Raw genomic sequence first — 12,146 nt, forward strand, 5'->3', positions numbered from 1 at the left:
CGGCTGTTGCGTTAAATCGACAGGCAGTAAAACGCCAGCGCTGCCGCCGCCAGCATTCCGCCCACCACCCCGATGTAAGCAAAACCAAACTGGCTGCCCACCCAACTGCCCACCAGTGCCCCGCCGCCGATACCGATGTTGTAGATCCCGGAAAACAGCGCCATCGCCACATCGGTGGCGTCCGGCGCCAGTACCAGGACTTTGGACTGTAACGCCAGCCCGAAGCCCATGATCGCCATACCCCAGAACACACTCAGCACGCCGAGGTAGGAGACGTTGCCGCTCAACGGCAACAGCAAAGCCAGGCACAAGGCGAGCACCGATACGCAGATGATCAGAAAGCGCTGGGGGTTATAGCTGTGCAGGTAGCTGAACAGCAGCGAGCCGAAGATACCGGCACCGCCGAATAGCAACAGCAGCAGCGTCACCACGTCGCCGCTCATGTTGGCCACGGTCAGTACGAACGGTTCGATGTAGCTGTAAGCGGTGAACTGTGCCGTCACCACCAGAGCCGTCAGAACATAGACGGCCACCAGCGCAGGTCGCTTCAGCAATATCGGCAGGCTCTTGAGCGAGCCCGAGTTCTGGCTGGGCAACAACGGCAGCACCTTCGCCAGACAGAACACCAGCGCCGCGGCAAAGCCTGCAATCACGATGAACGTGGTGCGCCAGCCCATGGCCTCGCCCAGCAAGCGGCCGAGGGGAATCCCCAGCACCATCGCCAGCGAAGTACCGGTTGCCAGCAAGCCCAAGGCCTGAACCTGTTTGCCCGGCGGTGCCAGGCGCACGGCCAGAGACGCGGTGATCGACCAGAACAACGCATGCGACAACGCCACACCGATCCGGCTCACCAGCAGTACACCGAAGCTGGTCGCCAGACTCGACAGAATGTGACTGGCGATAAACATCCCGAACAGCACAATCAGCAATTTCCGCCGCTCGACGTTGCGCGTCAGCAGCATGATCGGCAGCGACGTCAAAGACACCACCCACGCATAAATGGTCAACATGAGGCCGACTTGCGCGGTCGACATGTCGAAGCTGCTGCCAATCGAACTCAACAGACCGACCGGGACGAACTCGGTGGTGTTGAACACAAACGCAGCCAGTGCCAAGGCAATCACTGCGTACCAGTTGCCGTTGTTTGTCGCCGTAGAATCACTCATTAAAAGTCGTTTTACTCTTCGATGATCGTGCGTGCTTGTGCGCAGCGATCTGTGTCCATTTGTCGGTTTCTGGTCCACCGATTGCCGAATGTGTCGACGTTCAGGGGGACGCTGGATCAGATGGACAAGCCACATGAACATGTCCTGTGCGGCTATTTATTGGCCCGGTGAGTCCGTTTCGCACTCTCGCTGATTCGGCGCTTGCGGATTCTTGCCCGCTCCGCAACAAACATTTGTCATCAAACCAATTGATAGCCCCCTAACGAAAGGTGCATGCTAGAGGGCTCGAATCGGTCTTATATCATTCCGAATGATAGTTACCTTTGCTTCATTCGATTCGTGCCATCACAGCCCGCCGAGCATCATCCGCCCATCTTCAATACATTGGCGGATGATTCCATGGAACAGTCACTCAAACATTTGCGCTTCCCCTTGGCCATGCTGGCCGTGCTGGTGATGAGCGCTTGCGGCAAGACTCCGGAGACTGCCGCCACCCTGCCCGCTGCCAAAGTCAGCGTGGCCAAGGTGCTGGAACAACCGGTCAACGAGTGGGACGAATTCACCGGGCGCCTCGAAGCGCCGGAAACTGTTGAAATCCGTCCTCGGGTCTCTGGCCAGATCGACGAAGTGGCGTTCACCGAAGGTGCGCTGGTCAAGAAAGGTGACCTGCTGTTCCAGATCGATCCGCGTCCTTTCCAGGCTGAGGTGCGCCGCCTCGAAGCCTTGGTAGCCCAGGCCCGCGCCAATGCCACTCGCAGTGAAAACGAAGCCGGGCGTGGCGAACGTCTGCGTGCGAGCAACGCGATTTCCGCTGAGCTGGCCGACTCGCGCACCAGCGCCGCCCAGGAAGCCCGCGCCGCCGTCGGCGCCCTGCAGGCGCAACTGGACCTGGCCAAGCTGAACCTGAGCTTCACCCGCGTTACCGCACCGATCAGTGGCCGCGTCAGCCGTGCCGAGATCACCGCCGGTAACCTGGTGACTGCCGACACCACCCCGCTGACCAGCGTGGTCTCCACCGACAAGGTCTACGCCTACTTCGACGCCGACGAGCGTGTGTTCCTCAAATACACCCAACTCGCCCGTAACGGCCAACGTGGCGCCACCACCCCGGTGTACATGGGCCTGTCCAATGAGGACGGCAATCCGCACCTCGGTCAGATGAACTTCGTCGACAACCAGGTCAACCCGAAAACCGGCACCATCCGTGGTCGTGCGGTGTTCGACAACAGCGACGGCACCTACACCCCTGGCCTGTATGCACGTCTGAAACTGGTCGGCAGCGGCACCTACAACGCCATGCTGATCAACGACGAAGCGGTCGGTACCGACCTCGGCAAGAAGTTTGTGCTGGTGATGGATGCGGACAACAAGACCGCTTACCGCGCCGTCGAACTAGGGCCGAAGATCGAAGGCCTGCGCATTGTGCGCACAGGTCTGAACAAGGACGACACGATCATCGTCAAGGGTCTGCAACGGGTGCGTCCGGGTTCGCCGGTGACGCCTGAAGTGATCCCGATGGCCAGCGAGCAGACCATTGCCGCTCTGGCTCAACAACGTCAAGCGCTGGAAGCCAGCAACCTGCCCAAAGTCGCACCCGCCAAAGGTGCACAGGGTACGGCTGTGAAGCTGGCCGCTACGACCCCACGCGGTTAAGGGACGACAACTCCGATGAATTTTTCCCAATTCTTCATTTCACGGCCGATCTTCGCAGCGGTGCTCTCGCTGTTGATCCTGATCGCCGGTGCGATCTCGCTGTTCCAGCTGCCGATCAGCGAATACCCGGAAGTCGTGCCACCGACCGTGGTGGTGCGTGCCAACTTCCCGGGCGCCAACCCCAAAGTCATCGGTGAAACCGTGGCCGCTCCGCTGGAGCAAGCCATCACCGGCGTCGAGAACATGCTGTACATGTCCTCGCAGTCCACCGCCGACGGCAAGATCACCCTGACCATCACCTTCGCTCTGGGCACCGACCTGGACAACGCGCAGGTGCAGGTGCAGAACCGGGTGACCCGGACCGAGCCGAAACTTCCCGAAGAAGTGACGCGCATCGGTATCACCGTCGACAAGGCCTCGCCCGACCTGACCATGGTTGTGCACTTGACCTCGCCGGACAAACGTTACGACATGCTCTACCTGTCCAACTACGCGATCCTCAACATCAAGGATGAGCTGGCTCGTCTGGGTGGTGTCGGTGACGTGCAGCTGTTCGGTATGGGCGACTACTCGCTGCGGGTCTGGCTTGATCCGAACAAGACTGCTTCGCGCAACCTGACTGCCACTGACGTGGTGACCGCGATTCGTGAGCAGAACCGTCAGGTCGCTGCCGGTCAACTCGGTGCGCCCCCTGCCCCGAATGCCCAGAGTTTCCAGCTGTCGGTCAACACTCAGGGCCGTCTGGTCACTGAAGAAGAGTTCGAGAACATCATCATTCGCGCAGGCGATAACGGTGAAATCACTCGTCTGAAGGACATCGCGCGCGTCGAGCTGGGTTCCAGCCAGTACGCCCTGCGTTCGCTGCTGAACAACCAGCCCGCTGTAGCGATCCCGATCTTCCAGCGTCCAGGCTCCAACGCCATCGATATCTCGAACGAAGTTCGCGGCAAGATGGAAGAGCTGAAGAAAGGCTTCCCGCAAGGCATGGACTACAGCATCGTCTATGACCCGACGATCTTCGTACGCGGCTCGATCGAGGCGGTGGTTCACACCCTCTTCGAAGCATTGATCCTCGTGGTGCTGGTGGTGATTCTGTTCCTGCAGACCTGGCGCGCCTCGATCATTCCGTTGGTGGCGGTGCCGGTATCGTTGATCGGTACGTTTGCGGTCATGCACCTGTTCGGCTTCTCGCTCAACGCCTTGTCGCTGTTCGGCCTGGTTCTGGCGATCGGTATCGTGGTCGACGACGCCATCGTGGTGGTGGAGAACGTCGAGCGTAATATTGAACTGGGGCTCAACCCGTTCGATGCGACCAAAAAGGCCATGGGTGAAGTGACCGGCCCGATCATCGCGACGGCACTGGTGCTGTGTGCGGTGTTCGTTCCGGCGGCGTTCATCTCCGGCCTCACCGGGCAGTTCTACAAGCAGTTTGCGTTGACCATTGCGATCTCCACCGTGATCTCCGCGTTCAACTCGCTGACCCTGTCGCCAGCGCTGGCCGCTGTATTGCTGAAAAGTCATGACGCGCCGAAAGACCGCTTCTCCAAAGTGCTCGAAAAAATCTTTGGTGGCTGGTTGTTCCGTCCGTTCAACCGCTTCTTTGAAAAGGCCAGTCACGGTTACGTCGGTACAGTGCGCCGGGTCATCCGTGGCAGCGGCATCGCCCTGCTGTTGTATGCGGGTCTGATGGTGCTGACGTTCTTCGGTTTCTCCAGCACACCGACCGGTTTCGTACCCGGCCAGGACAAGCAATACCTGGTGGCCTTCGCGCAACTGCCGGACGCCGCGAGCCTGGATCGCACCGAAGACGTGATCAAGCGCATGTCCGACCTGGCACTGAAGCAACCGGGCGTGGAAAGCGCCGTAGCGTTCCCGGGCCTGTCGATCAACGGCTTCACCAACAGCCCGAACGCCGGCATCGTGTTCGTGACCCTGAAACCATTCGACGAACGTAAGGACCCGAGCATGTCCGCCGGTGCAATCGCCGGAGCCTTGAACGGTCAGTACGCGAACATTCAGGAAGCGTACATGGCGATCTTCCCGCCGCCGCCGGTACAAGGTCTGGGCACCATTGGCGGTTTCCGTCTGCAAATCGAAGACCGGGGCAACCTGGGCTACGACGAGCTGTACAAAGAGACGATGAACATCATCACCAAGAGCCACAGCGTGCCTGAGCTTGCGGGGCTGTTCACCAGCTACACCGTGAACGTACCCCAGGTCGATGCCGCCATCGACCGCGAAAAAGCCAAGACCCACGGCGTGGCCGTCAGCGACATCTTCGACACCCTGCAGATTTACCTGGGTTCACTGTATGCCAACGACTTCAACCGTTTCGGACGCACCTATCAGGTCAACGTTCAGGCTGAGCAACAGTTCCGCCTCGAATCCGACCAGATCGGTCAACTGAAAGTGCGCAACAACAAGGGCGAAATGATCCCGCTGGCGACCTTCATCAAGGTCAGCGACACCTCGGGTCCGGATCGCGTGATGCACTACAACGGCTTCATCACTGCGGAAATCAACGGTGCGGCAGCCCCCGGCTACAGCTCCGGCCAGGCCGAAAAAGCCATCGAGAAACTGCTCAAGGATGAATTGCCGAACGGCATGACCTACGAGTGGACCGACCTGACCTACCAGCAGATTCTGTCCGGTAACACCGCGCTGTTCGTGTTCCCGCTCTGCGTATTGCTGGCGTTCCTGGTGCTCGCGGCGCAGTACGAAAGCTGGAGCCTGCCACTGGCGGTGATCCTGATCGTACCGATGACCCTGCTGTCGGCCATCACCGGGGTGATTGTCTCCGGCGGCGACAACAACATCTTCACCCAGATCGGCCTGATCGTACTGGTGGGCCTGGCGTGCAAGAACGCGATTCTGATCGTCGAGTTCGCCAAGGATAAACAGCTGGAAGGTCTCGATCCGCTGGCTGCGGTACTGGAAGCCTGCCGCCTGCGTCTGCGGCCGATCCTGATGACCTCCTTCGCGTTCATCATGGGTGTGGTGCCACTGGTGTTCTCCAGCGGTGCCGGTGCCGAGATGCGTCACGCGATGGGTGTGGCGGTGTTCTCCGGGATGCTCGGGGTAACCTTCTTCGGTCTGTTGCTGACGCCAGTGTTCTACGTGTTGATCCGTAATTTCGTCGAGCGTGGCGAAGCCCGCAAAGCGGCCAAGGCGCAAGCTCTTCAAAAGCCACTGGAGGCGCAATAATGAGTCTGAAAGTCTTCCTGCCGAGTCTGCTGGTGCTGGCATTGAGCGCCTGCGCCGTCGGCCCTGACTACAAGACCCCGGCGACGGAGGCGGCCAACATCACGACCGCCACCGACGGCGCTGCCGGTCAGAAGAACTTTGACCGTTCAAAATTCGAAGGCATCTGGTGGCAGCAATTCGACGACCCGACCCTCAACCAGTTGGTGACGCAATCGCTGCAAGGCAACCGTGAACTGCGCGTGGCGTTCGCCCGCTGGAAAGCCGCCCGGGCGATCCGCGACGACGTCAGCAACGATGCGATGCCGACCATCACCAGCCGTGCGAGCAGTGATCTGGCCAAGGGGCAAATCCCCGGCCAGACCACCAAACGGGTCAACAGCGAACGCTACGATCTGGGCCTGGACATGGCCTGGGAACTCGATCTGTTCGGGCGCATCCAGCGCAATCTGGAAGCCAGCGACGCCGATCAGCAAGCGGCCGAAGCCGATCTGTACCAGTTGCAAGTCACCATGATTGCCGAACTGGTGGACGCCTACGGTCAACTGCGCGGTGCGCAATTGCGCGAGAAGATCGCCGTGGCCAACCTGGAAAACCAGCAGGAGTCGCGCAAGATCACCATCAGCCTGCGTGACGCCGGCGTGGGCGATCAGCTCGACGTCGAACGTGCCGATGCGCGTCTGGCCTCGGTCGAAGCCAGCGTGCCGCAATTGCAGGCGGAACAGGTTCGGCAGAAAAACCGCATCGCGACCCTGCTGGGTGAGCGTCCGGACAAACTGACCGTGGATCTGAGCCCGAAAGACTTGCCGGCGATTGCCAAGGCCCTGCCGATCGGCGATCCGGGTGAACTGCTGCAACGCCGGCCGGACATCCTCAGCGCCGAACGCAAACTGGCCTCGGCCACCGCGCGAATCGGTGTGGCGAAGGCTGATCTGTTTCCACGGGTCAGCCTCAGCGGGTTCCTCGGCTGGACGGCTGGGCGTGGTTCGCAGATCGGCTCCTCGGCGGCCAACGCCTGGGCACTCGGCCCGAGCATCACCTGGGCGGCGTTCGATCTGGGCAGCGTGCGCGCGCGTCTGCGCGGCGCCGATGCCGACGCCGAAGGCGCACTCGCCACCTACGAGCAACAGGTGTTGCTGGCGCTGGAAGAATCGGAAAACGCCTTCAGCGATTACGGCAAGCGTCAGCAACGGCTGATCTCGCTGATTCGTCAGAGTGAATCGAGCCGCAAGGCTGCCGATCTGGCGGAAATCCGCTACCGCGAAGGCACCACCGACTTCCTCGTGCTGCTCGATGCTCAGCGCGAACGCCTGAATGCCGAAGACAGCCAGGCACAGGCCGAAGTTGATCTGTATCGCGGCATCGTCGCGATCTACAAGGCCTTGGGTGGTGGCTGGCAGCCGGAAACCGTCGCCAGTAAGCAATAGTTGTTAAAGAGCTCCTTTGGTTGGCCGCAACCAACCAATTTTTTTGCCCCGCGTATCATTCGGTCGCGGGGCTTTTTTTCGCCTGATGGTTTTGCGCTTCCAGAACAGTGACAGTGGCTGTCGTACCGGCCCTTAATCGATTCTTGCCGGCATAGTCACCATCAATGCCGATGCGCACCGGCACCCGCTGCGCCAGCTTCACCCAGGTGTAACTCGGATTGATATTGGCCAGCAGTCGGCCACCCGTGGCGTTTTCCCGGTCTGCGATGGCAAAGGCGATGCTCTGGACCGTGCCACCAAAGGTTTCTCCGCTCATCAACTGCACGCGCACGCGGTCCCCCTCCTCGATTCGCGGCAATTTGGTCTCTTCAAAGTAACCGCTGACGTAGAACGAATCGCTGTCGACCAGTGCCAGCAGTGCACCACCCGCAACCGCGTAATCACCCTGTCGGGTCAGCAGATTAGTGACGTAACCGCTGACCGGCGATTCGACACGAGTACGCTGCAAGTCCAGTTCCGCCTGAGTCAGTGCAGCAATCGCCAATTGCACATTGGCCTCGGCCAGCCCGAGATTGGCCTGATTGCGCAACAGATCCGCCTGAGCCACCGCCACATCGGTATTGGACTTCTCCCATTCTTCCCCGGAAATTGCAAAACCCTGCTTGAGCGTACGCCGGCGCCGCTCTTCGCTCTGGCGTTGTTTGAGCAGCGCTTCACTGGCGACGATGGATGCCTGTGATTGCCCCAGCGTCGCCTTCGCCACCTCGACCGAACGCCGCGCATGCTCGACTGCCAGGCTATAGCGCGCCGGATCGATCTCCATGAGCAATTGCCCCTTGTCGACATGCTGGTTGTCCTGCACCACGAGGCTGACGATACGCCCGGAAACATCGGCTGATAGCGTCACCACATCCGCCCTCACCCGCGCATCCCGCGTCCAAGGCGCACGGGTGTAATGCTCCCAGGCAAACCAGCCAAGCACGATGGCCAGCAACACCACCGCTAATGTCGTTGTTCGAGCGAGTAACACTTTCAAGGCATCAGGCTCCCATCAGCAAAATCAGCGAGGCACAAACGCATGCATACAAGGCGCCCTCAAACAGCGCCTCGTGCCAGACCAGTCGCAACACACCCAGACGTCGCAAACACCAGTCCAGGAGCATAAATATCGGTATCGCCAGCAATAGGGCCTGGGCAATGGGTGGCAGATAAACGCCACCCATTTCGAAATCAATGGGCAAGGGCCGGTTCTCCTTCCGAGACGTTACGTTGCAGGTATTCGCCGTGGCGTTTCAGGAAAGACACGACGATCAACAGCGCCACGCGCATGCGAAACACCGACCACAAATGTTCGTGGCTGGCGACGTGCAACTCGTCCAGCTCATCACCCAATAGCTGGAGCGAGGTCAACAACGCTTGCAATTGCACGTCCTGGCGCCCGGCCACAAAACGGCCGGTCTTGCGCAGCGCCGAAGCCAATTGCTGGCTGAACGCGTCCGTCAGCAGTGCATTGTTCTGTGCCTGCTGCCGGAGTTGATGCATTGCTACGCCCAATGCGACGCACGCCAGACTGATTTCATAGAGCTGCTGCATGGCGCGCTCGCTCACGGCCGGCAGCAAGCCAAGCATGCTGGTCAGTCGGTCGACCATACGGCTTTCGAAAGCGAATTGCTGTTCATCGGTGGCCGGTTTTTTGGTCAGTTCATAAACCTGCTCACGCGCCTCGTTATAAAAGCGGCGGAGACGCAATGCCGGACGGAACGGGAAAATCCATGCGTAGACCATCAAAGCGAGCATCGCCGCGCTGACATAGGCGCCGGCGAATTCGAACCATTGAATTGCAGTGTTCTGCCCGGTGCCGACATTCTGTGGGCCGAGCAGGAGGAAACTCGACAACCCCAGGCCCATACCAATGCCCGCGGTCGTCGGGCTCGCCAAACCGACAGCGATCACGTACAGCAGCGGTGCCAGCATCAACGCCAATGGCTCGAAATCACTGATGGTCGGCACCAGCATGAATTGATAGAACGCCGAGACCACCAGTGCCAGTCCCAACCCACGCGCGTAACTCTGCGCGGCCATCAGTGGCCGCGGGAATGTCGCCATCAGCGAACAGAGAATCCCCACCAGAATCATCCCGCCCCGCGCGCCATCCCAGGCGGTTTCGATCCAGATCAACCCGGCTACCAGTAATGCGGTAAAGGCGCGGATGGCGTTCATTGAAGCCAGTGTGAAATCCAGATGCAGCGGGCTGGCCTGACCGCGATACAGACAACTGGCTTCGCGCCCTTCCTGAATGGCATCACTCAACTCCAGAATCTGCTCCAGTTGCTGCAACAGCCGCGCCTGCTCCCAGCGTAACGCCCACGCCAGCGAGCGCAGGATAGCGCTCATGTCTTCGGTCAGTTGTTCGGCCTCATACGCCAAGGCTTCAAACTGCTGCTGCAGCGTGATGAATTGATGCCGCCGCTCGGCGGGCAGCGCTCGGCCCAACTGCGCCAACTGGTCGAGAAGTGCGAGCTCTTCTGCACGCAAGCGCTGTACGTCCAGAGGAAGATCGCCCTCCCAACGTTCGGTGAGCAATTCGCGCTGATGACGTAATGCAGTCAAACGCGAGGTCAGCAACATCAGTTGATTACCCAACAGCAGCACAAGATTGTCGGCACCGCGCAACCGTGGGGCATCGAAATACAGATGGCGGCGCAACCCTTCGAGCGCGCTGATTTCACCGAGCAACTGCATCTGACGGCGCTGAAAGTCGGCTTCACTTTCTTCTGTTCGAATCACCGCAGCGGAGTGACTGGCAGCCAGTTTGATCACCTGATCGACCTTGGCGAAGTAACCTTTGGCAACTGCTTCCGGACGCGCAGTGAGCAGGCTGACCACGCAGACGCACGCTACGGCCAGCAAGGTTTCGGTAACGCGGGTGACAGCCAGCAGGAAGGTGCCATCCTGGTCGGGAATGGCCAGCAATGCCACCACCACGGCGGTATAACCACTGAGCACAAACGCCTGAGAACTGGTATAGCGCAGCAACGTGCCGCCCGCGGTGCAGAGCGCCAGCCACAGTGCCAGCGTTGTGATGAACGGAAGCGGCGCCTGCGGGAATATCGCCATGATCAACACCGCCACCGCAGCACCCAGCGTTGTGCCAATCACTTGACCGAAACTACGCGCCAGCGCCATGCCGGCCAACGGCTGGCTGACAATCACGACGGCCATGATCGACCACTTGGGTTGGTCGAGATCGAACAAAAACGCCAGATACAGCGTCAACAGCCCGGCGGCAATGGTGCGCAGGGCGAACAGCAGGACAGCCTGACCGGGATGGATCACGACCTGGAAATAATTGCGCAGGGCTTGCATGGGGGCTCTCATCGAAGCGACTCCTGCAAGCGTAGACTCTGCATCGAATGCCTGATGGGTAACTGAATCGACAGATGTTGTAGGGCGATTCGCATGCACGGGGTTTGACTCACGGCCCTCGCTGGTCGAAGCTTGCCGTTCTGCTATAGAACGCCAGTTCACGGAAATCTGCATGCCTCAGTCCCGCCGCTACCTGCTTATCAGCCTTGGCCTTGTGCTGCTCGTCGTCATCGCCTGGTTATCCCTGCGCTCCACCGCCCCGGTGGTGCCGGAAGCGATCAAGCGCGGCTACAGCGAAGCCCTGACGGCCGCCCGTTCCGGTCAGCCGGGAGCCGCGCGGCAGTTGTATCAGCAATTGGGTCGCCCGGACCTGTCGGTCAAACGCAGTGTCTGGCTGCTGGCCGAGCTGCCCAACTATCCGAGCCCGCAAGCGCTGAAACTGGCCGACGCCCATCTGCAGAACGAAGCCCCCGAAGTACGGCTGGCAGCGATTCAAAGTGTGGTCGGACTGGTGCCCGGCGGGCAACGCAGTCTGCTGCTCGGGCCGATGCTCGACGATGAGGACCAAAACGTACGGTTCGCCGCGATCAACGCCCTGCTCGGTCTGACGCCGGATGAACTGGGGCTGTATTTCGCCCCGCTGCAGCAGGCGATCGATGGCTGGGAACAAGCGCTCAAGGGACAGCCGGAAAGCGCCGCCACCTATGCGCAACTGGCACGCCTGTATCTGCACAACGCCGAACTCAAACAGGCGCAACAAGCGCTGGACAACACCCTGCGGCTGGAACCGGGCAACCTGCCGGCACTGGTGATGCAGATCGATGTCCTCGACCGCCAGGGTCAGAGCGACGCCGCCCGCCAGTTGCTCGCCAAACAGTTGCAGGCGCAACCGGATTCCGCCTACCTGCAACACGCGCTCGGACTGTGGCTGTTGCACCACGGCCAGCGTGAATTCGCCCTGCTCGGCTTGTCCAAAGCGGTGGAACTTGAGCCTGACAACAAGGATTACCGCTACGACCTCGCCACCACCCTGCACGCTGCCGAAGAGCTGGAAGCGGCGCAAAAGCAGTTGCAGGAAGTCGTCCAGCGTCACCCAGCCGACCGCAAGGCGCGAGTGCTGCTGATCAATTACTGGAAGGAAAGCGGCCAGTTGCAGAACGTGCAGATTCTGCTCGCGCAACTGGAGCAGATGAACCCTGATGACCCGGCGTTACAGCAGGGACTCTGAGCCTTTACCCGCTGATTCAATGACATTTTGATATCGAAACATCGGAACCGTCATGACTGGCAGCGGTCAAGTAATCAGGTAGAGCACAACGGCTGATACAGCCTG

At 60.3% G+C, this 12,146-nt stretch carries 8 protein-coding genes; 4 read left to right on the top strand and 4 right to left on the bottom strand.

Annotated elements, in window-relative coordinates; genetic code table 11:
* Positions 1–11: 11 nt before the first annotated feature.
* The gene (locus AC3WMV_RS03540; RefSeq protein WP_103367030.1) at positions 12–1,166 is read right to left on the bottom strand and encodes a sugar transporter; all 1,155 of its coding nucleotides are present in this window, start codon (positions 1,164–1,166) and stop codon (positions 12–14) included.
* A gap of 399 nt (positions 1,167–1,565) precedes the next feature.
* Between AC3WMV_RS03540 and mexE the strand changes: the two genes are divergently transcribed.
* The 3 genes from mexE to AC3WMV_RS03555 are packed head-to-tail and all read left to right on the top strand — an operon-like array spanning position 1,566 to position 7,447.
* Positions 1,566–2,819, top strand: coding sequence for a multidrug efflux RND transporter periplasmic adaptor subunit MexE (mexE, locus tag AC3WMV_RS03545; protein WP_027612756.1), 1,254 nt, complete (start codon positions 1,566–1,568; stop codon positions 2,817–2,819).
* Positions 2,820–2,834: 15 nt separating this feature from the next.
* Complete coding sequence (locus AC3WMV_RS03550; RefSeq protein WP_103367029.1) at positions 2,835–6,023, top strand: efflux RND transporter permease subunit; 3,189 nt, start codon at positions 2,835–2,837, stop codon at positions 6,021–6,023.
* Positions 6,023–7,447 carry an efflux transporter outer membrane subunit gene (locus AC3WMV_RS03555; protein WP_103367028.1) on the top strand — a complete coding sequence of 475 codons (1,425 nt, stop codon included), beginning with the start codon at positions 6,023–6,025 and terminating at the stop codon, positions 7,445–7,447. Before AC3WMV_RS03550 ends, AC3WMV_RS03555 begins: the two co-directional genes overlap by 1 nt.
* Before the next feature lie 55 nt (positions 7,448–7,502).
* On the opposite strand, the gene AC3WMV_RS03560 is transcribed toward AC3WMV_RS03555, so the two are convergent.
* Genes AC3WMV_RS03560 through AC3WMV_RS03570 form a run of 3 tightly spaced genes read right to left on the bottom strand, consistent with a single transcriptional unit; the run spans position 7,503 to position 10,825 of the window.
* Entirely contained in the window at positions 7,503–8,483 is a 981-nt protein-coding gene (locus AC3WMV_RS03560) for an HlyD family secretion protein (RefSeq protein ID WP_027612753.1), read from the bottom strand.
* Between the two features lie 4 nt (positions 8,484–8,487).
* Positions 8,488–8,688, bottom strand: a complete 201-nt coding sequence (locus tag AC3WMV_RS03565; RefSeq protein ID WP_027612752.1) for a DUF1656 domain-containing protein — start codon at positions 8,686–8,688, stop codon at positions 8,488–8,490.
* On the bottom strand, positions 8,678–10,825 hold the full coding sequence (locus AC3WMV_RS03570; protein ID WP_256584843.1) for an FUSC family protein: 2,148 nt from the start codon (positions 10,823–10,825) through the stop codon (positions 8,678–8,680). The genes AC3WMV_RS03565 and AC3WMV_RS03570 overlap by 11 nt, the downstream gene beginning before the upstream one ends.
* Before the next feature lie 160 nt (positions 10,826–10,985).
* Here AC3WMV_RS03570 and AC3WMV_RS03575 point away from each other — a divergent pair, with 160 nt between their 5' ends.
* Positions 10,986–12,041: a tetratricopeptide repeat protein gene (locus AC3WMV_RS03575; RefSeq protein WP_027612750.1), complete on the top strand. Its 1,056-nt coding sequence runs from the start codon at positions 10,986–10,988 to the stop codon at positions 12,039–12,041.
* Positions 12,042–12,146 lie beyond the last annotated feature (105 nt).

Source organism: Pseudomonas sp. FW305-3-2-15-E-TSA4 (assembly GCF_058787295.1).

Excerpts from the sequence above, each read along its gene's own strand:
- AC3WMV_RS03550 (WP_103367029.1), top strand. The coding sequence starts at position 2,835 with ATGAATTTTTCCCAATTCTTCATTTCACGGCCGATCTTCGCAGCGGTG.
- AC3WMV_RS03555 (WP_103367028.1), top strand. The coding sequence starts at position 6,023 with ATGAGTCTGAAAGTCTTCCTGCCGAGTCTGCTGGTGCTGGCATTGAGC.
- AC3WMV_RS03575 (WP_027612750.1), top strand. The coding sequence starts at position 10,986 with ATGCCTCAGTCCCGCCGCTACCTGCTTATCAGCCTTGGCCTTGTGCTG.
- mexE (WP_027612756.1), top strand. The coding sequence starts at position 1,566 with ATGGAACAGTCACTCAAACATTTGCGCTTCCCCTTGGCCATGCTGGCC.
- AC3WMV_RS03570 (WP_256584843.1), bottom strand. The coding sequence starts at position 10,825 with ATGAGAGCCCCCATGCAAGCCCTGCGCAATTATTTCCAGGTCGTGATC.
- AC3WMV_RS03540 (WP_103367030.1), bottom strand. The coding sequence starts at position 1,166 with ATGAGTGATTCTACGGCGACAAACAACGGCAACTGGTACGCAGTGATT.